Below are 25631 nucleotides of genomic sequence, written 5' to 3'. Positions count from 1 at the left end.
GAATTACTCCTCAATAATAGGTTCAGCAGTCGCAGGCACATCAGCAGCGGAAGGTGCCTCTGCTTTGCGACGGATTTCATCCAGTTTTGCACCGTATGGATCCACGCCGCCCTGAGCTTTTACGAAATCAACGCGTTCATCAAGTTTTTTGGAAACGATGGCGTTGGCTTCGATGTTGTTGCGCACGATTTTCGGAGTCAGGAACACAACCATGTTCGTTTTGTCCTTTACGATCGTGCGGGACTTGAACAACCATCCAATAATTGGAATATCGCCCAGCAGAGGCACTTTCGTGACGGACTCTTGATCTTGTTCTTTCATCAAACCGCCCAGAACCACCGTGTCGCCGTTATTCACGTTGATCACTGTTTTCAGGGAACGTTTTGCCAAAGGCTGTGTGGAATCCTGGAATGCTTTCGGTGTGGAAGCTGTAGAAAGCTGCGCCACCTGTTGTTTGATTTCCATGCGGATCTGATTGGAAGCCGGGCTGATGAACGGTTTGATCGCAAGTTTGATCGTTGCGTCTTCAAACTGCGGTGTTCTTACCGTCGTGCCGCTGGTTCCAACGTTCTGCACGTTTTCACCGACAACAACCTTGTCACCCACTTCCAATTCACCCTCTTGATTGTCCAAAGTCATCAATTGAGGAGTGGACAGGATGTTGGCTTTTTTCGCGGTTTTCAGGAAGTTGATGAAACCCAAAAGACTAGGAATCTTCAAAGTCGTTTTGGAAACCGGATCAGTCACTTCCACTGTTTTACCCTGACCGAAACCGATCACGGCACCAGAGCCACCTGTCGGGGACAGGAAGTCATTGATATTGGAAAGACCGTTGAAACCAACCTTGCCATAACCGCTGTCGCCGTACTGGTAGTAACCAATACCCCAGGAATTACCGTCATTCACAGACATTTCCATGATGATGGCTTCCACAAACACCTGGTCACGAGGTGTGTCGATCTTGGAAAGGATATTCAGAACCACGTCGTAATCCTGCTTGCTGGCAGTCACGATCAGGCTGTTTGTGGTTTTATCGGCCGTGATTTTAACATCGCCACCGAAGATTTCCTGAGGAGCTTGCATCCCTTGGGAACCCAGCGGGGACAGCAGACTGCCACCAGTTGCCGGTTTTGGAGCGGCATCTTTGGTCACACCTTGAAGTGTTTGCGCGATCTTTTCAGCATCGCCGTGACGAACGTTATAAACGTAAACGCCACCGGATTCTTCAGCGCGGATCTTGAAGTCCAACTGAGAGATCAGCTTTTTGATACGCACGATACCGGATTTATTACCCACAACGATGATGGAGTTGGTACGGTCATCAGGAATCGCCATAAAGAAGCTGGCGCCCTGTTGGGACGTCGCCCCCGCAGAGCGGGAGAATCTTGGCACGCCGGCGGTAAAGGTGCCCGGAGCAGAACCTTGAGTTTTATTGCCTTTATTGACGATTTTATCAACGAGGTCAGCAAGGTCCTTGGCTTTCGCGTACTTGATAGGGATCACTTCAAGTTGTTCTTCAAATCCTGGAACGTCCAACTGGCTGATGATTTTCATCACGCGGTCGATATTGGAACCGTAGTCCGAGATGATGATGGAGTTTGTTGGCTCGTAGATGTTCATTTCGCCGTCTTTGGACGGCAGGATGCGCAGGTCACGGTTCACTTGAGAAGCCGAGATGTGTTTCAAGTGGATGATACGTGTGATCATCTGATCGGCGTTAGGGTAGTAAGCGCCAGAGAAGGTTTCGATATTATCACGCTGGGCATTTCTTGCGGATTTGACCTTCAGGAAGCTTCCGGAAGGAACCACCGTGAAGCCATTGATCGCCAAAGCGGACAAGAAGGCCTTGTAAGCTTCAGAAACGGTGATCTTGGTTGGCGCGATGATCGTGATTTTACCACGAACGCCCGGATCGATGATGAAGTTCTTGCCGGTCAATTCACTGATCGCGCGAATGATATCAGAAATCTCAACATTCGGGAAATCGAAGGATTCGATGGTTTCCGGGAAGTTCTTGTTGTTGATGTCTTCAATCGGGGCTTTGGCGAACTTGTCTTTTTCCGCCTTGTTCAAAGGGGAAGAGCCTGCTGGTGCGTCAGATCCACCGCGTGGAGCCATGCCTGAAGGGCCGCCGGAGTTGCTGCCGCCAAAATCAGAAGGAGCGGAATCACCACCACCCATGTCACCGAAATCCGGTGGCGGCGGTGGAGGAGGGAAGTCCTCAAACTGAGCCTTTGCTGCCGGGCCCACAAGTTGGGCCGTCATCAATGAAGCAAGTCCTATGCTGACGTTCTTTTTCATTTTGCTTCTCCTCCTGAGGAGTTGTCTTAAAATCCTTTTAAGTTCTTCTAAAGCTGCTTCAGCCTACGCGCCTCCGGCGCTGCGGCTCTGCCGGCCAGGCCGACTACTGAATGTTATAAGTCATGGTTTCGGTTTTACCGTTGCGCTCTACTTGAAGAGTCACTTTCGGTGAGTTCTTCAGGGTGTTGTAAAGCTCCATGGCTTTGGCCGGGCTGTCGACAGGAGTGCCGTCGACAGACTTAATGACGTCCATTCTTTGGATGCCAAGTTGTTCGTAAATACTGCCGGGTTGCATGTCCAAAATGCGGAAGCCATTGATGTTGCCGGTGCCGGGTTCGCGGTTCGGAACGGCGCGGGCTTGCATCAAAATACTGGAAAGATCGTTGGTGTACTTCAATAGATCGGCGCGTTTGATCATGAAGTTGTTGTCGCCAACTTTTTGCACGTCTTTGCCGGAATCCCCGCCGGAAGATTTACCGGCGCCGAAGGCGACTTTTCCGCCTTCTTTTTTCATCTCGATGTATTCAAGGCGGTTGGAGTTGAGGTTGCGGAAAACGACCTTTTGGCGTTCCACCTTCATGATTTCAGCCATGCCGTCGATCTGCTTGCCGGGGCTGTAAGAAACCACGCCTTGCTTGCCGCGAACTTCAATGGCGGCCAGGGATTTTTCCGGATTGGAGTGCACCAAAGTTCCGATCAGATTCAAAGGCAACTGGGACGGAACCGGATCCGCTTCACGCTGGGCCTCGGCACCTTTGGATTTATCCACCAAAGCATCAGGAATCACGCCGCTGGAGGCGAAAATGTTCCGGCTGGTGATGGAGTTGTAAGCGCCACGGCTGACGCCGGCCTCAAACTGACTGGATTTCGGATGGGACGGGGGAGCAGATTGCGGAAGCATTTTGTCGCGATAGGCGAGAATGCCCAGATCGGCCACGCAGTAACCAATAAATGCAAAGAGAATATAGGGATACCACTTTTCAAGTGGTGGTCTTTGATTCTTCGAGTTGCGTGAAGTCACGGTTGTACAATCCTTTGTAATTAACCAGCATTGCTGCTGACAGCTCCTAGTCCTTGGGCCTCTGTTTAGCCTATCAAAAAGGCGAGGTGACTGCACTAAAAAATACATACTGGACCCTGGTCTGGGTCCTGCATTTTTCTGCACACATTTCGTAAAGATAGGTCATGATAGTGATATGAGAATTCTCTACTTCACGGATGGAGCAGGAATCGATCTCTTGGGTATTCGCGAGTCTTTACTGCGTATCCCGGAGGTGCTCACCTCTCTACGTCGAGGCCAGGAACAGGCACGATACGTAGATTTGATGCAGGTGATGTCGTTGCCGGACGAAGATTTTCGTCTGGTCCCTTCTGTATTGAGAAACTACCTGATCAATTTGGTTCAACGGGGACTGCATCAGCGCTGGATCAATCGCGATCACCGTGCTGACTTGATCCTTCGTCGCATCAACCATCGTAACTTTGCGGAAATCAAAGCGGAAGTTTTGAACTTCATCCACGGCAAGCTGGAAGGTCGCCCCGTGGCGACAAAAGACCTGCACCTGCTGCATTTCTTAAGTTCAATTGAGATCACCATTATTGGCCCCGGCTACGACGAAATTGAGATGTGGCTGAGACGCGAAATCTCCACTCGCAGCGATGTGAAAGTGCTGATTAAAGACGTGATCGCATCGGATCCACAACTTGACTGGTTCTGGCCGCACGTCGCAGAGTCAGTGCTGCCGACAGAAGGCATTGCCAACTAAAAAAAAGCCTGGTTGCACCGGGCTTTTTTTATTTCTGAGCACACATACCATCAAATGAGTTCGTGCCCTTTGGATAGGGCTTGCAGACACGGGCGGCAAAACGTGCGCCCGCAGCGTGTTGGGAAACCGTCCAGTCAAAATCAGTTTCCCAGGATTTCACCGTGCGCACAGCTTTGCGGCAGGAATCCATCGTCAATCCATTGCCGCAGATATTCAGGCTGACTTCTGTTTTGGCGATCAGCCATTGCAGGAACGGGTGCGGACCCCAAAGTTGATCGCGCGAACAAGGCAGGCTGATGCCAGCCACTTCGCCGCTGACATGCCACGAGGAATAGATCCCGCTGGCAACCATGTTATCCATGTACTTTTCAAGCATCTTGCGGGCGCGCTCTTCAATGCGTGGCACGGACAGATCAAACGGCGCACCGACGGTTTTCAGGAAGTTACAGAACGGATCCTTCGCGACTTTGTCGTAACCACATTGTTTTTCGCGGCCACGTTTCAGAGTGGTTTCAATCACGGTTTCTTCAAAGGTGCGGCCCATGCCGCGCAAAGCGACCTCTTTGGTTCGCTGCAGGGACCAGAACAGATGGGCCGGGGTTTCGATCTGCTGACAAAGGCGAATGCCGCGATAAAGGTGGGCCGCCATGGATTCAACCTGAATGGCCAAAAGCGGACTTAAGCCGGCCTCAATCATCTGACAGGTCATAAACGCGGCACCCATCACATGATAGTTTTTAGAGGCGATTTGAACGTCTTTTTTGCCGGGGTACTGAATGCTCAGAACTTTCTTTTTTAAGTCATCACTGATGTCCGAGGCTTTGGAAAGGCCGCCCGCCACATAGAAATCCGCATACTGTGACGGGCAGACGGTGTTTATTTCCGAGTTCCCATCGGTTGGGGAGTACAGTTCGTCAGAGGAAATACCGCTGTTGGTCAGTTTGATTTCAACATCCTGATTGGTGAATTCACCCTGATTTTTATCATCGTGCCCGCAAAGACCAATCAGGCTCATCGCCACGTTGGGGTTTCCGTCGGCATATTTCAGGGCTTTTTCATACAACCAGCCCGGCTTCAGGTCCTTGCGGTTTTTTCCGGCAACATCCCCCAAAGACGGGCGGGCGTGGCGGGACTTGTCGCCTTCGGCGGCCTGCCTTTGCTTCGTATTTAGTTTCAAATCACGATAGAACAGATAAGCTTTTTCCGCGAAACAGGCATTTTGCTGGAACTGTTGTTCAAAGAACAAAGCCACGCCCGTGTTGGCGTTGGCCACTTGGTTGTCATAGGTGTAGGACTTCAGGGAAAGAATGTTGTAATAGCGTTCCAGGCCGTCTTTAACACCGGAATTGGGAAGTTTGCTGATCAGGGTCAGGGCGATTTTGTTGGCGGAAGAGATGTTGTTTACATCCGTCCCCAAGTCGTTGGCTTGAGCGGTCAAAGAAAGGCCCAAAAACCCGGTAACCAGGGCTTTGGAGAGATGTTTCATTTTGAGACGGCGCATTTGTGACTTTCCCATACAGGAAAACACAAGCAAAACCAGAGCCTGCATGGGATAAAGCAGGGCTGATTTAAGCCCCTAAGCACTGTCGAAAGTGCCCAAAATGGTTACCGTCTACAGGGCAAAGAAGGGCTCGATTTCTGCGGGTTTTTCGTTGTTGGGATGCATGAAGGATGGCACCTCGGAATCCGGTGGAATCAGCAGGTAAATCCCAAAGGGCATCTTCGCAGAAATCCAGTTGCGCGGACGGCGATAGATGAACTCCGACCGTGTCTGGGTGTACACCAGGAACTCATTTTCCTTGGCATCATCAAAGGCCTTCCAAAGCAGACTTTCAAAGATGTCGCCGTTGTCGGCAAACAGGAAATTCAAATACTTGAAATTCAAACCGGCTTCAATTTTCAGACGGGAATAAGGCTTCGTCAAAGTGCGGGTCCAACCCAGCATTTTTCCGAATTTCAGGAACTGACGGAAGTTGTGCCCGCGCAAAGAATACTGCATCGGAATGAATTCCTGCATGCCTCCGGCAGACCACGGGGCCACGCAGCCCACGATGTTTTCATTCTTGTCAAAAGCGATGATGAAATCTTCCAGCTTCAAACCCTTCCAGCGTTCGAGTTTTTCCATAAAGCTGGTTTCATCCCAGGTCGTGGCCAGATCGCGCTGACGGGATTTTTGCGTGATATAGTAAATCAACGCATCGACGTTCTGCGCGCTTCCGCGGCGCAGGCGCAAATGGGGCAATGGATTGGAAGCCCACGGCAGGCGTCCGTGCACTGAAACCATGTTAAAGCGTCGGAACAGATGATAGTTCGGCAAAGGACGTTTCATCGAGCGGGGGCGGACAAAGGCATTTAAAGCCTGCACATCCGCCATGCTCATCACTGAGAAGAGGTACTTGTTCCCCAGAGTTTGGGACACTTCGTCCATGACGGGTAAAAAGTGCTGGGACCATTCCAGAATCGCACGGCGGTTGGAAGAAATACGCAGATCCCGGCCAAAGGCGACGGTGGAAACTTTCCCATCCAGCCACACATCGCGCACGACGAAACTTGCCATGCCCTCGATTTTATTTTCATCGGTTTTAAGCTGATAAGTCAGATGCTGGTCGGATTGTACGGAATAGGGCGCGAAAAAATCCTTTTCGCGATCAATGCGGATTTCAACCGGGCCGTTCAGCGGGAAGCTTTTGTAAAACTCAACAAGGGCTTTGGAGTCCTCAGGTTTTGCGATCTCTAATCTCATTAAGTTTTTCCTAGGTTTTCTTCCAAAGAACGTCGGCAACCCCGTGTTTCATGTTGGCCCAGCGGGCCGCTACGAACAGATAGTCGCTCAGTCGGTTCAAATACTGCAAAGTCATGGAATAGCGTTCGTCTTTCACGGCGATTTCGGCAGAACGACGCTCGCTGCGACGGCACAAAGTGCGCGCCACATGCAGGTGCGCGGATGTCGGGTGGCCGGCCGGCAGAATAAAGTTGCGCAGTTCCGGCAGGGTTGTGGTCAGTTCATCGATTTGCAGCTCCAGATAACGGATTTGTTCTTCCGTAATGGGTGGCAAAAGTTTGAAGACCTCATCTTTTTCGGTGGCCAGCAGGCTTCCGATGTTGAAAAGCTCGTTTTGGACTTTTTCCAGGGAATGATTGAGATCTGACATCTCGGGGAAGGGGGCCAATGTCGAACGCACCACCCCCAGATAGCTGTTCAGTTCGTCCACGGTCCCATAAGCCTCGACGCGTGGATTGAATTTTTCAACACAGGAGCCGTCCACAAGGCGGGTGCTGCCTTTGTCGCCAGTGCGCGTATAAATTTTGGCTTTGGGAGCATTCGTCATAGATTTGACCCTTCTTGTATTTAGTGTCACGGTTAAGGTCTATCAGGTCAAGAAGTGAGAGTGATATGGCTAATGCAAATGAAGTACCCTTGATTGTGACGATCCCCCATTCCGGTGAAAAAGTTCCGGATCAAACGCCGTGGTTGAAGTCTTTGCCCGAGGAAGTTTTGATGTGCGACGTGGATCGTTTTGTCGACTTTCTGTATGAACCGACTTTGCACAAGCTGCACATTCCCTATGTGAAAACCGAATGGCATCGTTATGCGGCCGACTTGAACCGGGTGCCTGAAGACGTGGACGCAACGTCCGTTATCGGCAACAGCAACCCGGCCGGCATGCACAACCGTGGCTTTCACTGGGTGATCACGACTTACAAACATCAGCTGATGAAAGAGCCAATGTCACTGGATGCGCACAACGAACTGGTGAAGCTGGTTTATGAGCCCTTCCATGCCGGCGTTCGCAAGCTGTATGCGGACCTGCATGAAAAAGGTTTCAAGAAAACTTATCACATTGATGCCCACAGCATGCCCTCTTTGGGGACCAGCGAGCACCGCGATCCGGGCGAATTGAGAGCCGATATCGTTGTCAGCGACAGCAAAGGCAAAAGCTGTGACCCGCGCTTTAAAGATCTGGTGATTGCGGCCTATGCCTCTGCCGGATTCAAAGTCGGTTACAACTGGCCGTATTTTGGCGGGCGCGTCACGGAGCAATACGGTGATCCTAAACGCGAGCAACATACACTTCAGGTGGAGCTGAACCGCTCATTGTATATGGATGAAAAGACCAAAAAGCTCAAACCTGAAGAAGCGAAAAAGGTTCAAGAGAAGCTGTTGTTCGCCGTCAGTTATGTCCGCAACAATTTGCTGCATATAATGTAGGGCGTCGTAAAGGCAAAAAGCGTGGTCATAAAAGCCGATCTAAACTATTGATAGCTATACCAAAATTAATAAGCTCTCAATAAGGATCGGCTTTGGATAAGACCTCTGCGCCCCAAAAATCCCTGTTTAAAAGAATCAACAAGCCATTGGCGTCCTTGAAGCTCGCGGTTTTCATCATCGTGGCTCTGGCTGTGATCACTGCGGTGGGGACATTTGTTGAAGCCCGCTATGATGCTTATGCGGCAAAAAAGCTGGTTTACGACACCTGGTACATGTACGGAATCATGGGTCTGTTGGTGATCAATCTGACCGCCGTGATGGCGGATCGTTGGCCTTGGAAAAAACGTCATGCCGCCTTCGTTCTGGCTCACATCGGGATTATCATTCTGCTGGCAGGCTCGCTTCTGACCTGGAAGTGGGGGTTGGATGGATCCATGCGTGTGGGCATCGGTGAAGCCAACAACTTCGTGCAAACCGCAGAAACTGACATCGTCGTGTACACGTCCTTTGACGGTGACCGCTACACAAAAACTCTGGAACAAGAAGTGGACTTCTTCAAGAATCCGCCGACTGTCGAAAAGCCCTTCATCATTCCTGCGTATGAAGGCGAAATCAGAATTGTTGATTACAAAAAATACGTTGTTCCTTCAAAGAAGGTGATCGAAGGCGAAGTGGGGAAGGCCGGTTCGGGCCTGCGCTTCCAGCTTCAGAATGACAACGTGAATGTGATCGAATGGCTGGTTCAGAAAAAACCAGGCAATCTGGTCAGTCACAATTTCGGTCCGGCACAAATCTTTATGGGTCCGGCTCCGGAAAAGCCTCGTGGTGCCAATGAAATCTTCCTGACTCCGGAAAAAGACGGTCTTCGTTATGTTGTTTTCCAGAAAGACTCTGACAAGCCCTTGAAGAAAGGCTTTGTGAAAGAGGGCGACGTGTTTGATCCGGGCTTTAAAATGGCCCTGAATTTCCGTGTGCTGCGCTTCCTGCCGGCGGCGCGTGAAGATTGGGATCTGCAGGATTCCAGCCGTCCAACCCCGCTGACCACTTCCGCAGTGAAGATCATCTTTGATGGTAAAGAAAACTGGGTTCTGCTGAATGACATGGTGAAGCTGTTCACCACGAATTCAGTCTATCTGCTGACCTACGGCAACCGCCGTATCGATCTGGGTTTCAACCTGAAGCTTAAAAAATTCGAGGTGGCGCGCTATCAGGGAACCATGCGTGCGGCCGCCTACGAAAGTCTGGTGGAAGTTCCGGACTTTGGCGAATATCTGATTTCGATGAACGAGCCTTTGAAATATAAGGGTTTGACCATCTATCAGGCGAGCTTCCAGGAGGAAGACGGGCGTCCGGTGGCCTCCATCTTCTCCATCAATCATGACCCGGGAAGATTCCTGAAATATCTGGGCTCATTGGTGCTTTCATTGGGTATCGTGCTGTTAATGTGGTTTAAACATCTGGACTTCAAACTTGCCCGTAAAACGGGAGCAGGGACGAAAGAATCATGAAAAAAATATTTCTCATCATTGCTTCATTGTTGGTGACTTGTGCCGCTGTGGCCAAGCCCGGTGATCTGCTGAAATCCATGCCGGTTCAGGACGGCGGTCGTATCAAGCCTTACGACAGCTTTGCCAAAGAAATGCTGGAAATCGTCTATGGCAAAACCAAATTCGAGGGCCGCAATGCCACCGAAATCGTTTTGACCTGGATGCTGTCTCCGCAGGCGTGGGAAGGCAAAAAAATCTTTGAAGTGCGCAACCACCAGGTTCTGCAGGCGATGAATCTTCCGAAAGACCAGCGCTATTTCAACGGTGAAGAGCTTTTTGCCAACGAAAGATTCACCCTGCTTCGTCAGGAACTTCAGGCCAAGCGTGAAACCAAAGAAAAGCTGGATCCGTACTTCCAGGCTTTGCAGCGTTTGGAAAACCAGTTCTTTGTATTTCAGGAAATCGCAGCCGGCCGTATGCTGAAGGTCGCTCCTCCTAAAGAAGGGGACACGTGGCTGGCGGTGGCGGATTTGCCAGAGCATCTTCAGGCGAAATTCCTGGATGTGACCAAAGCCTTTGTGACTTATCTGGGTGTGATCGCGGAAAAAGGGGACTCTTCTGTTTCCGGCAAAGCTCTGGATGAAGCCGTGGCGGCCTTTGAAACGGCGGCGCAGGCGGAAAATCCGGCATTGTACAGCCTGGGTGGTAAAATCACGGCAGAGGTTCACTATAACTCCTTCCATCCGTTCCGTTGGGCGTATGTGTTCTATTTCCTGGCATTCCTTGTGTTGTTGCTGGTGTGGGCTTTGAGCAAAGAGTCCCTGATGACGGCGGCGTGGGTGCTGTTGGGCATTGGTTTTGCGCTGAACACTTATGGATTTGGTTTGCGCATGTACATCATGGACCGTGCGCCGGTATCCAATATGTATGAAACAGTTGTCTGGGTTGCCTGGGGAACTGTGTTGTTTGCGGCGATTTTGGAAATCATTTACAAGTACCGGTTGATTCTGGTGGCCGGGACTTTGGTGGCTGCCTTTGGTCTGGTGATCGCGGACTTTGCGCCGGCAGTTTTGGATCCTTCCTTGCAGCCGCTGGAGCCGGTTTTGCGCAGCAACTACTGGCTGACGATCCACGTGATGACAATCACTATCAGTTATGCGGCCTTCTTCCTGGCGTTCGGGTTGGGTGATTTGGGATTGATCTATTATCTGCGTGGGGAAGAAAAGCACCAGGCGCAGATCAAAGCCATCACCACCAGCATCTATCGCGCTATGCAGATTGGTGTCGCGTTCCTGGCTCCGGGGATCATCCTTGGTGGTATCTGGGCGGATTACTCTTGGGGCCGTTTCTGGGGTTGGGACCCAAAAGAAACTTGGGCTTTGATCGCGCTGCTGGGTTATCTGGCGGTGTTGCATGCGCGCTACGCAGGCATGTTGAAGCATTTCGGAATGGTAGTGACAGCGGTTATCACTTTCTCGTTGGTGATCATGGCGTGGTACGGAGTGAACTTCGTACTTGGCGCGGGGCTCCATTCCTACGGCTTCGGTGCTGGTGGGGTTGAGTATGTGTCTGCTTTCGTGGCAGCGCACATGCTGTTAGTGGTTTATGTGAGTGTGATTAGACAAGGCAGAGGGAAGAAGGCGACGAAAGAGTCTTAAATTTGGTGTGCACACTTTTTGAGCGGACGGGTCCGAGTTTCTCTCTTTTTCAATATGCTTGCAAAAAGAATATGGACAACTGGACTTTTCCACCATTAAATAGGAGCAAACTAAAATTAGGACAGCATTCGTTTGTCTTTGGCCCACATCGTAATGAGTTAGCGAAGGATGATTATGCATCGGGTATTCAAAAGAACAGCGGCGGGCGCAATGGCGTTTATTGGCGCGCTCATGGTTACAACACTTCTGACAGGCTGTAAATTCCAGCCGGGTTGGGGATATAATAAAGGATACGCTCCAGAGCAGCCGATTCCTTTTGATCACTCTCTACATGTGGGTACGCACAAAATGCAGTGTCAGTACTGCCACAATCAAATCGAGAGAACAAAACACGCAAACATTCCTGCGCTTTCAACGTGCATGAACTGTCACTTGCAGGTTGCCACCGACAAGCCGGCAATCCAAAAGCTGCGTGAAGCTTATGATAACGGGGACTCCATTGAATGGACTCGCGTTCACATGCTTCCGGACTTCGTTCACTTCAACCACAACGCCCACATTGCCAAAGGCGTGAACTGTCAGACGTGCCACGGTCCAATCGAGACCATGAAAACCGTTCAACAGTTCTCTGATCTCTCTATGGGTTGGTGCGTGAACTGTCACCGTCAGCCAGAGAACAAAGCTCCACTTAACTGCTCAACTTGCCACTACTAAGGGTTTGGTAAAATGTCTGAACATCATGATCACGATCACGATTTAGAAATGAAAAAAGCGCTTCGCCCGAAAGTGGAGCGCGACACAAAATACTGGAACAGTCTTGAACAATGGAGCAACGATCCAGAGTTCAACAAAATTGCTTCCACTGAATTCCAGTCCTCTCCACTGCGTGAGAGCGACGATGAAGGCGGCTGGGCACGCCGTGAATTCCTGAAGCTGATGGGTGCATCCCTTGCGATGGCTTCTGCAGGTTGCATCCGTCGTCCGGTTCAGAAAATCGTTCCTTACAATAAACAACCAGAAGAAGTGACTCTGGGTATGGCGAACTACTATACCTCTGCTTACTTCGATGGTTCTGACGCTTTGGGTGTTTTGGTTAAAACACGCGAAGGCCGTCCTATTAAAATTGAAGCAAACCCTGGTCATCCATTCAGCATCAGCGGTTTGAGCATCCGTTCCCAGGCTTCTTTGTTGTCCATGTATGATCCTGAAAGACTGAAAGGTCCTCAGCGCAACCTGTTCAACGAAAAGAAATCCAACAGTCAGGTTATCGACGTTAAGTGGGAAGACCTGGATAAAAAAGTTGCCGAGCAGCTGAAAAAAGGTGACGTTGTCATCCTTTCCGGCAACGTGGCTTCTCCGGCAACCCGCGCGGTGATCGGTGATTTCGCTCAAGGTTTCAAAGCCAAACACGTGGTTTGGGAAGCTCTTTCCAATGACGACGTTCGTGAAGGTCAAAAAGCCTCTTACGGCGACGACGTGGTTCCGGCGTTCCGCTTCGATAAAGCGAAAATGATCGTTTCCATCGACGCTGACTTCCTGGGTACATGGATTTCTCCTACAGCGTTCACGAATCAGTTCGTTGAAGGCCGTAAAGACATCAAAAACATGAACCGTTTGGTGTCCTTCGATTCTAATTACTCTTTGACTGGCGCCAATGCGGACATCCGCATGAAAATCAAGCCTTCCCAGCAACTGGATGTTGTGATGGGTCTTCTTCACGAAATCATCGTGAAGAAAGGTGCTTCCTCTCACGCTGGCAACAGCGCGGTGAAAGCGGCTTTGGCTCCGTTTGCTGACGTAGCTAAAAAACTGAATGTGGAACCTGCTTTGTTCGCGAAAGTGGCGGCAGATCTTTGGGCTAATCAGGGCACTTCCCTGGTGGTTGCAGGTGGTATCACCACTCTGACTGAAAAATCCAAAGAACTTCAGGTGGCAGTGAACTTCCTGAACTCCATCCTGGGTAACGACGGCAAGACAGTTGACCACAACGGTGGAAACAAAGGTGACAAAGCTTCTCAGGCGGATATGGCTGCTTTGATCAAAGACATGAAAGATGGCAAAGTGAAAACTTTGATCATCCACCGTGTGAATCCAGGCTTCGTTCTGGGCGCGGACATGGGCTTTGCTGAGGCTATCAAAAAAGTCGACCTGGTTGTTTACACAGGTGACCGTATCGACGAAACAGGCGTCTTTGCTGACTACATCACTCCGGACAACCACGCGTTGGAATCCTGGAGCGATATGGAACTGGCTTCCGGTGTTTACAGCATCTGCCAGCCGTCCATCCGTCCAATGTACGACACTCGTTCCTTCCAGTTGTCATTGATGACTTGGGCGTACCTTGCGAACATGGGTCCATCCCGTCTTCGTGACTACGAGACCTTCTATGATTACCTGCGCGTCTTCTGGAAATCTGACATCTTCCCTAAATACGGAAAAGGTCAGTCCTTCGAGGACTTCTGGCAGACGGCTCTGCAAAAAGGTTATGTCGGGGAGATCAACTCTGGTTCTTCTTCTCGTTCCTTCAAAGTGGATGCATTCACATCCATCAAACCTGCAGCGGTTAAAGAAGGCTTTGAGCTGGCTCTTTATTCCACTTCTCAACACGGTGACGGATCGCTTGCGAACGTTTCCTGGTTGCATGAGCTTCCAGATCCAGTGACCAAAGCAGTTTGGGACAACTATGTGATGGTTTCTTTGGCGACGGCTGAAAAGCACGGCCTGAAACAAGCGACTGTGGTTGAACTGACTGTGGGCGGTAAAACTCTGGAACTTCCAGTGTTGATCCAGCCGGGTCTGCATGATGACGTTTTGGCAGTGGCTGTCGGCTTCGGTCGCACGCGCGCTGGTAAAGTGGGTAATGGCATCGGTCAAAACGCCTTTGTCTTTGTGACTGCTAAAGACGGTAAAACTGTTGCCGCTGGTTCTTCAGCGACTTTCAAGAAAACTTCCAAAAAGTATGAACTTGCGATCACGCAAGGTCACCACACAATGGAAGGCCGTACGATCGCCGTTGAAGCGACATTGGCTGATTACAACAAAAAGAAATCCACAGGCATCCCGCACCCACACGTTTGGTCCATCTGGTCCGGCCACGAATACAGTGGTCACAAATGGGGCATGGCGGTTGATCTTCACTCCTGCACAGGCTGTTCTTCCTGCGTGATTGCATGTCAATCCGAGAACAACATCCCGGTTGTGGGTAAGCGCTATGTGATCGAAGGTCGTGAAATGCACTGGTTGCGTATCGACCGTTACTACATCGGCAATCCGGAAAACGCAGAAGCGGTCTTCCAGCCGGTGATGTGCCAACACTGTGACAATGCTCCGTGCGAAACGGTGTGTCCGGTTCTGGCGACGGTTCACTCTGACGAGGGTCTGAACGACATGGTTTACAACCGTTGCGTTGGTACTCGTTATTGCGCGAATAACTGCCCGTACAAAGTACGTCGTTTCAACTGGTTCAACTATGCGAAACTGATCGAGAAGCCGATGCACATGGCTCTGAATCCTTCTGTGGGTGTTCGTACCCGCGGGGTGATGGAGAAATGTACATTCTGCGTTCAAAGAATCCAGGATGCCAAAACAGTGGCTCGCAATGAAAAACGTCAGTTGAAAGACGGGGATGTTAAGGTTGCGTGTCAGACTGCATGTCCTGCAGGCGGTATCGTATTCGGCGACCTGAACGATCCAAACAGTGCGGTAGCCAAAATCTTCAAAACTGAAGAACGTGGTTACGCACTTCTTGAAGAGTGGCATGCGGCTCCGTCCGTTCGCTATCTTTCCAAGATCCGTAACAATGATAAAGAATCAACTGGTGATCAAAAAGGTCACGGTACTGCAAAACAAGGTGAGCACTCATGATGAAGCGTAGCCCATTAGTCCTTGGCAATAAAACTTTGAAAGATGTTACTGACGACATCTGCGCTCCGGTGGAACGCTTCCCATCCAAAGGTTGGGTGGGGATGTTCCTGGGTGCGAAGACGTTGCTTCTGTTCTATATCGGTATCCTGGCATCCGTGGTGGGTGTGGGTATCGGTCTTCTGGGTGTGAACAGCCCGGTGTTCTGGGGTACGATGATCGTTACATTCGTATTCTGGATCGGTATCGGTCACGCCGGTACTCTGATTTCCGCGGTTCTGTTCCTGTTCCGTCAAAAGTGGAGAACTTCCGTAGCTCGTACCGCAGAGGCGATGACCGTCTTCGCGGTTATGACCGCGGGTCTGTTCCCGCTGTTGCACACCGGTCGTCCTTGGTTGGATTACTGGTTGTTCCCGTACCCGAATCAACGTGGTCCATTGTGGGTGAACTTCCGTTCTCCGCTTCTTTGGGACGTTTTCGCGGTATCCACTTACGCGACAGTTTCCATGGTGTTCTGGTACATCGGTTTGGTTCCTGACTTTGCAACTATCAAAGACCGTGCGAAAAACAAACTTCGCCGTACCGTTTACGGTGCGTTGTCTTTGGGTTGGAGAGGTACTGCGAAGAACTGGTCTCACTACGAAATGGTTTACTTGCTTCTGGCAGGTCTTTCCACTCCGCTGGTTTTGTCCGTTCACACGATCGTATCCTTCGACTTCGCGGTTTCTAACTTGCCAGGTTGGCACACCACGATCTTCCCTCCATACTTCGTTGCCGGTGCGATCTTCTCCGGTTTCGCGATGGTTGTGACTCTGATGACTTTGGTTCGTATTGGATTCCCTGAATTCAAGAACTACGTCACTTTGGATCATATGGAAGTGATGAATAAGATCATCATGACCACAGGTATGCTGGTTGGTTACGCTTATGCGTCTGAGTTCTTCATTGCATGGTACTCTGGCAACCAATACGAGCGCTTCGTGTTCATCAACCGTGCGTTCGGTCCTTACGGCTGGTCTTACTGGATCATGGTGTCTTGTAATACCATCTTCCCTCAGTTGTTCTGGTTCCGCAGATTCCGTCGTTCCATACCGGTGATGTTCGTAGTGTCCATCCTGGTGAACATCGGTATGTGGTTCGAGCGTTTCGTGATCACTGTGACTTCTTTGCACAGAGACTTCCTGCCTTCTTCCTGGGGCATGTATGCTTGGTCTTGGTTCGATACCGGGGTTCTGGTTGGATCCTTCGGTATGTTCCTGACGCTGTTCTTGTTGTATTTGCGTCTGTTCCCTGCGGTTTCTATCGCGGAAGTGAAGCCCGTATTGCATGTGGGTTACGATGATAAAGGAGGGCACCACTAATGGCGGCTAAATATACAAAAGGTATTGCTGGTATCTGGTTGGAAGAGGCTCAAATTCTGAAAGCGACCCGCAAAGTGCGTGAGTCCGGTTTCACGAAGTTTGAAGCGATCTCTGCTTATCCTATTCACGGAATGGAAGAAGCAGCGGGTATCAAACGCTCCTGGATTCCTTACGTGGCATTCACTATGGGTCTGGCTGGTTTGGCTGGTGGTCTTGCATTGACTTACTGGACATCTGCTGTGAACTGGGCGGTGAACGTGGGTGGTAAGCCGTTCTTCAGCTTGCCTGCGTTTGTACCTATCATGTTCGAATTGACGATTTTGTTGTCGGCGCTTTCTTCAGTAGGGGCTTTGTTCTATGCCTGCGGTATTCCGCGCATGGATCCACCGGTGATCGATCCGGATCTAAGCTGCCACAAGTTCGCTATCTTTATCCCGCACAATGACAACGGTTACGACGAAGCTAAAATTGAATCTATGTTCAAAGAGCTTGGCGCAACTGAAGTGAAGAAGACGGAGTACTAGTAAGATGAGAAACATCGTGAATATTTCAATGGGTGTTGCAGCAGCGGGATTGGCTGTTCTGGCGTTGTCCAGCTGCGGTCCTCGTGGCAACAAGCCGAATGTGGAATTGATCCAGGATATGATGGTGACTCCGGCCGTGAAGGCTCAGTCCTACGATGCGGATGCTCCTCATCACCGTGGTATGCGTGTTCCTCCGGAAGGGACAGCTCCGGTTGGTTTTGAACCGTACCAGTATGCTACCGACGTGGAAGCAGCTTCCAAGAATCTGAAAAATCCACTGGCTGGTAAAATGGACGAAGAGACTTTGATCGTAGGTCAGAAATTCTACGAGACCAACTGTGCTCTTTGTCATGGTTACAAAGGTGAAGGCGGTGAGGCTGCGAAGTCCACCATCTCTGCAAAAATGGCTTTGAAGCCGCCTGCAGTTGTGAGCGACAAGGTTAAAGGCTGGACCGATGGTCACCTTTATCATGTGATCACAGTGGGTCAGGGTGTGATGGGTCCTTATGCTTCCCACATTCCTCAGCAGTACCGCTGGCAGGTTGTTAACTATATCCGCTTCCTAGAGAAGCAAGAAGCTAAGTAGGTTGTAAATGGGCGCAAGCAATCATCATGTGAATCTGCATGTATCGAAATTTGAAGCTCCAGCGAAATTGAAAACGCTGAGCTTCGCCCTGATCGCGATCGGTCTTTTGACTTTCGTGATCGGTCTTATGAAAAATCAGGACAGATTGTGGACTTCTTATCTGGTGTCCTATTTCTACTTCTCTTGCCTGGCCTTGAGTGGTTTGTTCTGGATCGTAATCAACAACGTGGCTAAAGCCGGCTGGTCCGTGTCCATCCGTCGTTATGCTGAAGCAACTACGTCCTTCCTTCCGGCGATTCTAATCGGTGGTTTGGTTCTGTTGGTTGGTTTCAAGCACCTTTACCCTTGGGCGAACCCAGAGGTGGTGGCTGCAAATCCGGTGATCGCGGCGAAAACCGGCTACCTGAACATGGGTGGCTTCGTGATTCGTCTGTTCATCTTTGCGGTCGGCTGCATGATCTTCCGTCATGTGATCGTGGGCAACTCTTTGAAACAAGACAAGTCCGGTGACGAGTCTTTGACGACGAAGTCTGTGGCTCCGTCTGTTGGTTTCATCGTGTTCTACGCTTTGATGTTCTCTTTGTTCTGCGTGGATCTGTTGATGTCCTTGCTGCCAACCTGGTATTCCACCATCTTTGGTATCTATGGCTTCTCTGGTATGTTCCAGGCGGGCATGGCATTCCTGGCGATCGTTATCGTTTTGATGAGACGCTCTGGTTTGGTTAAAGGTTATGTGACTGAAGAGCACCAGCACGACGTGGTGAAATACCTTAAAGGTTTCTCCATTTTCTGGGCTTACATTGCGTTCTCTCAGTTCATGTTGATCTGGTACGCTAACATCCCTGAGGAAACTGAGTACTACATCGCGCGCGCTCAAGGCGGCTGGATGAGCATCTCCATGGCTCTTCTGATCTTCCGTTTCGTGGTTCCGTTCCTGGCACTTTTGCCTCGTGGAATGAAACGCAACGACAACAACGTGTTGTTGATCTCTGTCTTGGTATTGGTAATGCAATACGTGGACATCTACTGGATGGTTTACCCGAACTTCTTCGACGGTCACGTGACCTTCGGATTCTGGGAAATCGGCATCTTCGCTGGTTTCGCGGGTGCGTTCCTTCTGACAATCATGTCCTTCTGGTCTAAGCACTCTTTGGTTCCGTTGAAAGACCCAAGAATGCACGAAGCGCTGAACCACCACGTTGCTTACTAAGTAGCACGTGGTCGGCTGACGGAGTGGGGGCCTTGGCCCTCAAAACGCTCAGGCAGTCCTCGCACAAAGGGAGCCTATCTTGGCTCCCTTTTTTTATTCTTTTTACTCTTCTGATTACTACGGCAGTTTTTTTCAGGTGCTGCGGAACTCGGTTTTGAGGGCCAAGGCCCCCACTCCGCCAGCCTCGTGCTCTTATCCAGCATCGTGGTGCTTCATTGCCGCCTCGAATACCTTCTGGCTGTTTCACCTTTGGTGAAAGGCGCCCGCTCGGGGGCGGGGGAGAGAAGGTGCCTGGTGATTTTTTACACCTACGGTGTGTCAATCGTTGGGGGCTGGATCTGTATTTTGGCCTTATTTGGTGTCTTTAGTTGTTTCTGATTTGTGTTGGCAGATGCTTGGGCTGTGTGGAGGACGTATGGGAAACTTGCTCTCTGTGCTTGTGATCTTGTTGCTCTTAACGACCGTGGATTCGCTGGCGGCTTCGCCTAAAACTGGCGACAAAACTCAGCAGCTAGTGGACCAGTATTATGCTGCTAAAGACCTGTGGGTCTCTGTGCTGGGGAATCCGCCTCGGCCTTTACCGCCGGAACAGTATCCGCCGGATTCTCCTAACAACCCTGGCAATCCGCCGCCGAACCGGCCTCCGAATTGTCCTCCGGACAGTGGTGGGGGTGGGGGATTTCCTGGTCGGTGTGTTGAGGCTGTGTGCAAGCAGCTTAGTCGCTTTGATTGTGACGACAAGGATGACATGTATGAAGTCACCCGGGCTTGTCGCAATGTCAGTGGGCCTTGTGTGACCAGCATTTGCAGTCGCATGTCGCGTTTTGCCTGCGATGAAAAGGTCGAGGTCTTTGAAGTTGCCGGGCTTTGTCGGGGTGTGGTGGATGTGTCCTGTATTGATTACGTGTGTTCGCGTCTGTCGAGGTTTGAGTGCGACGAGATTTCAGAGCTGCGGGAAGTGGCTCAGCAATGTCGATAGTTCGCGGGCTTCCCTAATCTGAATAAAATAAACGACCGGTTTGAAAGCCGGTCGTTTTCTTTTTCAGGACTTCGGGGGATTACTTCTTCAGTGTGTCGGAAGCATCCTTCACGGCGTCGACGGTGGCGTCTTTGCCTTCTTCCATACGATTGCCGGCTTTCTTGGCCGCGCACTTCATGTCGCCATCCATGCATACGGCTTCTTCGGCGCGGTTCATGGTTTTCTTCGCGGTTCGTTTGGCTTTGCGGGCGGCTTTTTTTGTGCCGACTTCGGCGTCTTTATACATCTCTTTGGTTTTGTCTCCGGCCTTGTTCATGGCGTCTTTGGTGGCTTCGCCGGCTTTTTCCATTTGGGCACCGGCTTTGTCGGCCATGCTGGGTTCTTCCGCGATTGCAAAAGAGGTCATTGCCAGGAATGCGGCGCTTGCCATAAGGATCGATTTCACGTGCTTCTCCTTGAAAAGGGTTGGGTTTTTATGAGCAATATTCAAAGATGTTCATTTGTATTTTTGCTGAGGTAAATCAGTAATTTAACAATGTTGTTTAAAGCATTCTATACGACTGTCCACGGGCTATACGGTGATCTCAAATATAGACGGGGCTGATCCGCGGGCTTCCGTTTTGCAATGAAGTCCCTTATGCCCAATGAGCGTTTTAAGGACCTTATTTATCTCAGTTCGAGCCAGCATCTGCCACTGTATCTGCAAAGACTGCGGGGTGTGCGCTGGTATCGGTCGCGAAGTGCGGCTGAACTTAAGGAAACACTTCAATCTTCAAAAGGGGATCTTCACGTGATTATTCGCACCGAAAACCTCAGTCTGCGTGCTGTTCAGGCCTTTCTTAGCTGGAGCCATTCACAAGTAAAGGCGTCGTTTATTTTTATCGCCCAACATATTGAAAACTCTGTACATCAACTTATTCTGAATCGCCCGGACATCCTTGTCCTGAGGGAGTCTGAACGCGAACGCATAGAACAGCTTGTGACGCGTCGCCTAAATGGTGAGAGCTTAAAAAGCCGCAAGCAGGATCGCATGATCGTCAGTTCGCCGGTGATGTTAAAGAAGTCCGTGATGGCCGAAAGTTCGCCGACCGGGGCGTGGGTGCAGTTCCTGCGTGAAGGGCATATGGTAGACTTTTCCCAAGGCGGGGCGCAGATCTCCCTGGGGCAGGAACCTGTCCAGAAAAAGGACTTCATTAGTTTGATGTACAAGAACCAGCACGGTGTCTGGGTGTCTGTGGAATCTCAGGTCCGCTGGGTCGCCTGTTCGCCCGAAGGAGAACAGATTATTGGTGTGCAATTTCTTGCGGTGAGTGCTTGACCCCTTGAGGGTGGGGGATTACTACTAATGTGATGCAAATGCATAATTATTCATCACATTTTCAAACCAGTACGGCGCATTCTGCGACGACCCTTTCTGACTCCGGTACAACCGGAGTGCAAGCATTCTAATGTCACAAATTACAATCATTCTGCCGGATAACTCTACGAAGGTTTTTGACCATGAACCGACAGCGCTGGAAGTGGCGTCGTCCATTGGCCCTCGCTTGGCCAAGGAAACTCTGGGTGTAAAAATCAACGGATCTACTGAAATTTCTGATCTTCGCACCGTTTTGAAAGATCAAACGAAGGTGGCTCTGGTCACTACAAAATCTCCTGAATCAGTTGAGGTTGTTCGTCACTCTTGCGCGCACATCATGGCGCAGGCAATTCAGGACATCTGGCCTGAAGTGAAAGTGACCATCGGTCCGGTGATCGACAATGGTTTCTATTACGACTTTGATTCTCCGTTTGCTTTCACTGAAGAGCATTTCGAGAAAATCGAAAAGAAAATGACCGACATCGTTTCCAAGGATCTGCCCATCCACCGTGAAAACTGGCCGATTCAAAAAGCGATCGACACCTTCAAGGGTATGAACGAGCGCTTTAAGGTCGAGTTGATCGAAGACCTGGCTAAAAAGGGCGAGACCACTGTGGGTATCTACTTCAACGGCACCAGCTGGTTTGACCTGTGCCGTGGTCCTCATATCCAATCCACCGGCCAAATCAAGGCGTTCAAACTTTTGAGTGTGGCGGGTGCGTACTGGAGAGGTGACGAGAAAAACGCCCAGCTTCAGCGCGTGTACGCAACTGCGTTCAACGACAAGAAGGATCTGGAAACGTATCTTCACAACATCGAAGAAGCGAAAAAACGCGATCACCGTAAACTGGGTAAAGAACTGGGCATGTTCTATTTCAACGAACTGGCTCCGGGTTCTCCGTTCTTCACGGGCAAGGGCGCGACGGTTTATAACTCTTTGCAGACTTATCTGCGTGAGCTGTATTTCGAAACCGGGTATCAGGAAGTGATCACGCCGCAAATCTTTGACGTGAACCTGTTCCATACTTCCGGGCACTATCAGAACTACAAAGAAAACATGTTCTTCACCAAGGTGGATGAGCGTGATTTTGCGTCCAAACCAATGAACTGTCCTTCTCACTGTTTGCTTTATAACTCTGAGAAGTATTCTTACCGTGATCTGCCAATCAAAATGGCGGACTTTGGTCGTTTGCACCGTTATGAAAAATCCGGTGCCATGCACGGTTTGACCCGTGTTCGTACGTTCTGTCAGGACGACGCGCACATCTTCTGCCGTATGGACCAGTTGCAGGAAGAAATCGCCAAGTTCATGAACCTGCTGAATCGTGTTTACGACAAGCTGGGCATGAGCAACTACAAGATCTTCCTTTCCACTCGTCCGGACAACCGTATGGGCAGTGAAGAGTACTGGGATATGGCAGAGGGTGCTTTGGCCGAAGCGCTGAATTCCCTGAATTTGCCATTTGAACTGAATCCCGGCGACGGGGCCTTCTATGGACCAAAGTTGGATATCATGTTCGTGGATGCGTTGAATCGTCCTTGGCAGTTGGGTACACTGCAAGTGGATCCGAATCTTCCGCAGGCGTTTGATCTGAAATACACGGGCGAGGACAACAAGGAACACCGTCCAGTAATGCTTCACCGTGCGATCCTGGGTTCTTTGGAGCGCTTTATCGGCGTTTACCTGGAACACACCGCAGGTCACCTGCCACCATGGATGATGCCGGTGCAAGTGGCGATCCTGAACGTGACGGACCGTGTGAATACGTTCTGTGAAGAGTTACAAAACTCTTTGAAAGGACATAACGTTCGCGTTGAGTTTGACCGCCGTAACGAGAAGTTGAATTATAAAATCCGTGAGTCTCAGCTGCAAAAAATCCCATACATGATTATCGTGGGGGATAAAGAGGCTGAATCCAGAACGGTTTCATTGCGTCTGCGAGACGGTTCAGAACACAAAGGTCTGACTGTGGATCAGGTGATGAATTTGATTACGACTGATATTAAAACAAGAAGTTTGCAGAGCTCTCTTGCGAAGTCTGCAACGACAAACTAGACGTCGCACTTACGCGACGCTAGGATTTAACTAAACCCCGGAGGTTTGCCATTAGCAAGTTTGAAGGTAATTTTAGAGGTGGCGGTCGCTTCGATCGCAACAAGAAAGACTCTAAAGACTCATTGAGAGTCAACCGCGAGATTCGCGCTCAACAGATTCGTGTTATCGATGATGAAGGTAACATGCTGGGTGTGATGACCGTTCCTGAGGCGTTACGTATTGCTGAAGATAGAGGCCTCGATCTTCTTGAGATTGCTCCAACAGCAACTCCTCCTACTTGTAAAATCATGGATTACGGCAAGTGGAAGTACGAGAATAAGAAAAAAGCCACTGCAGCCCGTAAAAAACAGACTGTTGTGACGATCAAAGAAATCCAGATGCGTCCTCGTACGGACCAGCATGACTTTGAAACCAAGATGAATCACGCCCGCCGCTTCCTTCTGGAAGGCGACAAAGTGAAAGTGTCTTTGCGTTTCATGGGTCGTGAGATGGCCCACCAAGAGCTGGGTATGGAAGTGATGAAGAAATGTATCGCTTTCGTTGATGATCTGGCTTTGGTTGAATCTCAGCCGAAAATGGAAGGTAAGAACATGTTCTTGATGCTGGGTCCAGACCCACTTAAGATCAAGGAATACCAGAAGCTTCACCCGAACAAGTCCAAGCAGGACACTAAAGAACTTGCTGAGCTTGAAGAAGTTGAAGGCGAAGACGAGGAATAAAAACCACCGTCGGCAAATGCAAAACCCACATGAAAATGTGGGTTTTGTTGTTTTAGGAGGTCGCAAATGAAAGCAGTCGTGCAAAGAGTTCAAAATGCCTCGGTCGTGGTCGACGGAAAAACCATCTCCAGTATCGGCAAAGGCTATTTGACGTTGTTGGGGGTTGCCAAGGGTGACACCGACGAACAGCTGCAGAAGCTGATGACAAAAATTCTGGCACTGCGAATTTTTCCGGACGAAGCCGGCAAGATGAATCTGTCGTTAAAAGATGTGGGCGGGGAGCATCTGATTGTGTCCCAGTTCACTTTGCTGGGGGATGCCTCCAAGGGCAATCGTCCCAGTTTTGTCGGTGCTGAAGCGCCCGAGCGCGCGAATGCCCTGTATGAAAAAGCCCTGGCGTTCAGCGAATCACAAGGGGTGAAAACCCAAGGCGGTCAGTTCGGAGCCGACATGAAGGTCAGTCTTTTGAATGACGGCCCGGTGACTTTGATTCTGGAAGTCTGATTAGGTTCTCCACTGGGTGGACAGCCAGCGCCACACTTCCACCCGGCGTTCACCGATATCAAAGTGGTTGCCGTCAAATTCCACATAGTCGTGATTGATCCCGTTCTTTTTAAACATTCCGGAAATCTGGCGACAGCCGTACTGCAAATGGAAGTTGTCTTTGTTTCCCACATCCAGATAGATCGCGGTGTTTTTCAAAGCGTTCAGGCGCTGGGGTAAAAAGTGCAGCGGATCTTTTTCCAGGATCGTGGCCCATACGGTTTCGTTGCGGGTGCCGTCTTTTTCCAGTGGGAAGTGGAAGTCGCCGTGATCGCCCTTCGGCGCATAACAAGCCGCCATCCCGAATGCATTTAATAGAGTGTGCCAGTTGCGCATTTTAGTAAGTCTGCCGTTGCGCAGTTCTTCCAGCGCTTTCAGACCGGACTGATACTTTTCCCACAGAGGGGCCGTTTGATAAAACTCTGACAGCAAACTTGCTTCAAAGAATGAATCCGGCGCAATCGCTGCGATCACACCAAACACCTCAGAGTATTTTGACCCCAGATGAAGCGCGCCGTATCCGCCGCTGGAACCACCGGTCACGCACCAGTGGGAAGGATTTTCAGAAACCGGGAACTGGGACTTCACCGCCGGGATCAGCTCAGTCATGATATAGTCTTCGTAATTTCCCACAGCACTTGAATTGATGAACTGCGAACCGCCCCAGGTGCTTAGCGCATCCACAAAGACATAAAGCGCCTGCGGGGCTTCGCCTTTGGCAGCGGCTTCATTGATAACCTGCACCGGATTCTTTTCATTGAATTTGCCATTAAAGTTGAATGGTGCGTTGCTGGTGAAACCGCTCAGGACCACCACCACCGGCCACGGACCCGTCCCATGCGGGACCAGCAGGGGATTAAAACGAGTCGGGGAATCTTGCAGAGGGTTTGATTTCAAAACCGAGGACTCGATTTTCAGAGTCTCAACCTTGAATTGCGGGGTTTCATAAGAGCGATAGTTGGGCAGAACTTCATGGTTTATCATGGCTGAAATTCTGCCACGTTCACCGGTCA

General features: G+C 50.4%; 22 protein-coding genes. 15 read left to right on the top strand and 7 right to left on the bottom strand.

Features of this window, described 5'->3' with window-relative positions:
* Positions 1-3: 3 nt before the first annotated feature.
* Both gspD and gspC read right to left on the bottom strand, forming a co-directional pair.
* Positions 4-2301, bottom strand: coding sequence for a type II secretion system secretin GspD (gene gspD, locus B9G79_RS10885; protein ID WP_088565523.1), 2298 nt, complete (start codon positions 2299-2301; stop codon positions 4-6).
* Between the two features lie 103 nt (positions 2302-2404).
* A complete protein-coding gene (gspC, locus tag B9G79_RS10880) occupies positions 2405-3322 on the bottom strand; it encodes a type II secretion system protein GspC (protein ID WP_088565522.1) in 918 nt (305 codons plus the stop codon).
* A gap of 175 nt (positions 3323-3497) precedes the next feature.
* Between gspC and B9G79_RS10875 the strand changes: the two genes are divergently transcribed.
* Complete coding sequence (locus tag B9G79_RS10875; protein ID WP_157678773.1) at positions 3498-4067, top strand: hypothetical protein; 570 nt, start codon at positions 3498-3500, stop codon at positions 4065-4067.
* A gap of 28 nt (positions 4068-4095) precedes the next feature.
* Here the strand turns inward: B9G79_RS10875 and B9G79_RS10870 are convergent, their stop codons facing one another.
* The 3 genes from B9G79_RS10870 to B9G79_RS10860 form a co-directional block, all read right to left on the bottom strand.
* The gene (locus tag B9G79_RS10870) at positions 4096-5568 is read right to left on the bottom strand and encodes a hypothetical protein (protein ID WP_232468578.1); all 1473 of its coding nucleotides are present in this window, start codon (positions 5566-5568) and stop codon (positions 4096-4098) included.
* Between the two features lie 111 nt (positions 5569-5679).
* On the bottom strand, positions 5680-6810 hold the full coding sequence (locus B9G79_RS10865) for a hypothetical protein (protein ID WP_088565519.1): 1131 nt from the start codon (positions 6808-6810) through the stop codon (positions 5680-5682).
* A gap of 10 nt (positions 6811-6820) precedes the next feature.
* Complete coding sequence (locus B9G79_RS10860; protein WP_088565518.1) at positions 6821-7396, bottom strand: cob(I)yrinic acid a,c-diamide adenosyltransferase; 576 nt, start codon at positions 7394-7396, stop codon at positions 6821-6823.
* Positions 7397-7461: 65 nt separating this feature from the next.
* Between B9G79_RS10860 and B9G79_RS10855 the strand changes: the two genes are divergently transcribed.
* The 10 genes from B9G79_RS10855 (at position 7462) to B9G79_RS10810 (ending at position 19943) form a co-directional block, all read left to right on the top strand.
* Positions 7462-8277, top strand: coding sequence for an N-formylglutamate amidohydrolase (locus B9G79_RS10855; RefSeq protein WP_198298003.1), 816 nt, complete (start codon positions 7462-7464; stop codon positions 8275-8277).
* Positions 8278-8369: 92 nt separating this feature from the next.
* Positions 8370-9785: a cytochrome c biogenesis protein ResB gene (locus B9G79_RS10850; protein WP_088565516.1), complete on the top strand. Its 1416-nt coding sequence runs from the start codon at positions 8370-8372 to the stop codon at positions 9783-9785.
* Complete coding sequence (locus B9G79_RS10845; RefSeq protein WP_011164085.1) at positions 9782-11422, top strand: cytochrome c biogenesis protein; 1641 nt, start codon at positions 9782-9784, stop codon at positions 11420-11422. The genes B9G79_RS10850 and B9G79_RS10845 overlap by 4 nt, the downstream gene beginning before the upstream one ends.
* Positions 11423-11596: 174 nt before the next feature.
* Positions 11597-12136, top strand: a complete 540-nt coding sequence (locus B9G79_RS10840; protein WP_231839315.1) for a cytochrome c3 family protein — start codon at positions 11597-11599, stop codon at positions 12134-12136.
* A 12-nt stretch (positions 12137-12148) separates the two neighbouring features.
* Positions 12149-15286, top strand: a complete 3138-nt coding sequence (locus B9G79_RS10835) for a TAT-variant-translocated molybdopterin oxidoreductase (RefSeq protein ID WP_051626273.1) — start codon at positions 12149-12151, stop codon at positions 15284-15286.
* Positions 15283-16644, top strand: a complete 1362-nt coding sequence (nrfD, locus tag B9G79_RS10830) for an NrfD/PsrC family molybdoenzyme membrane anchor subunit (protein ID WP_011164088.1) — start codon at positions 15283-15285, stop codon at positions 16642-16644. The genes B9G79_RS10835 and nrfD overlap by 4 nt, the downstream gene beginning before the upstream one ends.
* Positions 16644-17168 (top strand): DUF3341 domain-containing protein, encoded by a 525-nt coding sequence (locus B9G79_RS10825; RefSeq protein ID WP_011164089.1) that lies wholly within the window; start codon positions 16644-16646, stop codon positions 17166-17168. The genes nrfD and B9G79_RS10825 overlap by 1 nt, the downstream gene beginning before the upstream one ends.
* A 4-nt stretch (positions 17169-17172) precedes the next feature.
* The gene (locus B9G79_RS10820) at positions 17173-17754 is read left to right on the top strand and encodes a c-type cytochrome (RefSeq protein WP_011164090.1); all 582 of its coding nucleotides are present in this window, start codon (positions 17173-17175) and stop codon (positions 17752-17754) included.
* A gap of 7 nt (positions 17755-17761) precedes the next feature.
* Positions 17762-18964: a hypothetical protein gene (locus B9G79_RS10815; RefSeq protein ID WP_011164091.1), complete on the top strand. Its 1203-nt coding sequence runs from the start codon at positions 17762-17764 to the stop codon at positions 18962-18964.
* A 415-nt stretch (positions 18965-19379) separates the two neighbouring features.
* Entirely contained in the window at positions 19380-19943 is a 564-nt protein-coding gene (locus tag B9G79_RS10810; protein ID WP_088565515.1) for a hypothetical protein, read from the top strand.
* Positions 19944-20022: 79 nt separating this feature from the next.
* On the opposite strand, the gene B9G79_RS10805 is transcribed toward B9G79_RS10810, so the two are convergent.
* A complete protein-coding gene (locus tag B9G79_RS10805; RefSeq protein WP_088565514.1) occupies positions 20023-20388 on the bottom strand; it encodes a hypothetical protein in 366 nt (121 codons plus the stop codon).
* 345 nt (positions 20389-20733) lie between these two features.
* Between B9G79_RS10805 and B9G79_RS10800 the strand changes: the two genes are divergently transcribed.
* The 4 genes from B9G79_RS10800 to dtd all read left to right on the top strand — a co-directional run bounded on the left by B9G79_RS10800 (position 20734) and on the right by dtd (position 24579).
* Positions 20734-21261, top strand: a complete 528-nt coding sequence (locus tag B9G79_RS10800) for a PilZ domain-containing protein (protein WP_232468577.1) — start codon at positions 20734-20736, stop codon at positions 21259-21261.
* A 130-nt stretch (positions 21262-21391) separates the two neighbouring features.
* Positions 21392-23356 carry a threonine--tRNA ligase gene (gene thrS / locus B9G79_RS10795; protein WP_088565512.1) on the top strand — a complete coding sequence of 655 codons (1965 nt, stop codon included), beginning with the start codon at positions 21392-21394 and terminating at the stop codon, positions 23354-23356.
* Between the two features lie 122 nt (positions 23357-23478).
* Positions 23479-24075: a translation initiation factor IF-3 gene (gene infC, locus B9G79_RS10790; RefSeq protein WP_088565511.1), complete on the top strand. Its 597-nt coding sequence runs from the start codon at positions 23479-23481 to the stop codon at positions 24073-24075.
* A gap of 66 nt (positions 24076-24141) precedes the next feature.
* Positions 24142-24579, top strand: coding sequence for a D-aminoacyl-tRNA deacylase (gene dtd, locus B9G79_RS10785; protein WP_088565510.1), 438 nt, complete (start codon positions 24142-24144; stop codon positions 24577-24579).
* Here the strand turns inward: dtd and B9G79_RS10780 are convergent, their stop codons facing one another.
* Complete coding sequence (locus tag B9G79_RS10780) at positions 24580-25602, bottom strand: alpha/beta hydrolase (RefSeq protein ID WP_088565509.1); 1023 nt, start codon at positions 25600-25602, stop codon at positions 24580-24582.
* Positions 25603-25631 lie beyond the last annotated feature (29 nt).

The organism is Bdellovibrio bacteriovorus (genome assembly GCF_002208115.1).
Classification (GTDB): domain Bacteria; phylum Bdellovibrionota; class Bdellovibrionia; order Bdellovibrionales; family Bdellovibrionaceae; genus Bdellovibrio; species Bdellovibrio bacteriovorus_C.
Note: the sequence above shows the minus strand (reverse complement) of the source record. Positions and strands in the feature narration are given on the sequence as shown.

Excerpts from the sequence above, each read along its gene's own strand:
- B9G79_RS10815 (WP_011164091.1), top strand. The coding sequence starts at position 17,762 with ATGGGCGCAAGCAATCATCATGTGAATCTGCATGTATCGAAATTTGAA.
- B9G79_RS10845 (WP_011164085.1), top strand. The coding sequence starts at position 9,782 with ATGAAAAAAATATTTCTCATCATTGCTTCATTGTTGGTGACTTGTGCC.
- B9G79_RS10840 (WP_231839315.1), top strand. The coding sequence starts at position 11,597 with ATGCATCGGGTATTCAAAAGAACAGCGGCGGGCGCAATGGCGTTTATT.
- B9G79_RS10875 (WP_157678773.1), top strand. The coding sequence starts at position 3,498 with ATGAGAATTCTCTACTTCACGGATGGAGCAGGAATCGATCTCTTGGGT.
- B9G79_RS10855 (WP_198298003.1), top strand. The coding sequence starts at position 7,462 with ATGGCTAATGCAAATGAAGTACCCTTGATTGTGACGATCCCCCATTCC.
- B9G79_RS10820 (WP_011164090.1), top strand. The coding sequence starts at position 17,173 with ATGAGAAACATCGTGAATATTTCAATGGGTGTTGCAGCAGCGGGATTG.
- dtd (WP_088565510.1), top strand. The coding sequence starts at position 24,142 with ATGAAAGCAGTCGTGCAAAGAGTTCAAAATGCCTCGGTCGTGGTCGAC.
- B9G79_RS10780 (WP_088565509.1), bottom strand. The coding sequence starts at position 25,602 with ATGATAAACCATGAAGTTCTGCCCAACTATCGCTCTTATGAAACCCCG.
- B9G79_RS10860 (WP_088565518.1), bottom strand. The coding sequence starts at position 7,396 with ATGACGAATGCTCCCAAAGCCAAAATTTATACGCGCACTGGCGACAAA.
- B9G79_RS10870 (WP_232468578.1), bottom strand. The coding sequence starts at position 5,568 with ATGCGCCGTCTCAAAATGAAACATCTCTCCAAAGCCCTGGTTACCGGG.
- nrfD (WP_011164088.1), top strand. The coding sequence starts at position 15,283 with ATGATGAAGCGTAGCCCATTAGTCCTTGGCAATAAAACTTTGAAAGAT.
- B9G79_RS10825 (WP_011164089.1), top strand. The coding sequence starts at position 16,644 with ATGGCGGCTAAATATACAAAAGGTATTGCTGGTATCTGGTTGGAAGAG.
- B9G79_RS10810 (WP_088565515.1), top strand. The coding sequence starts at position 19,380 with ATGGGAAACTTGCTCTCTGTGCTTGTGATCTTGTTGCTCTTAACGACC.
- B9G79_RS10835 (WP_051626273.1), top strand. The coding sequence starts at position 12,149 with ATGTCTGAACATCATGATCACGATCACGATTTAGAAATGAAAAAAGCG.
- B9G79_RS10865 (WP_088565519.1), bottom strand. The coding sequence starts at position 6,810 with ATGAGATTAGAGATCGCAAAACCTGAGGACTCCAAAGCCCTTGTTGAG.
- thrS (WP_088565512.1), top strand. The coding sequence starts at position 21,392 with ATGTCACAAATTACAATCATTCTGCCGGATAACTCTACGAAGGTTTTT.
- gspD (WP_088565523.1), bottom strand. The coding sequence starts at position 2,301 with ATGAAAAAGAACGTCAGCATAGGACTTGCTTCATTGATGACGGCCCAA.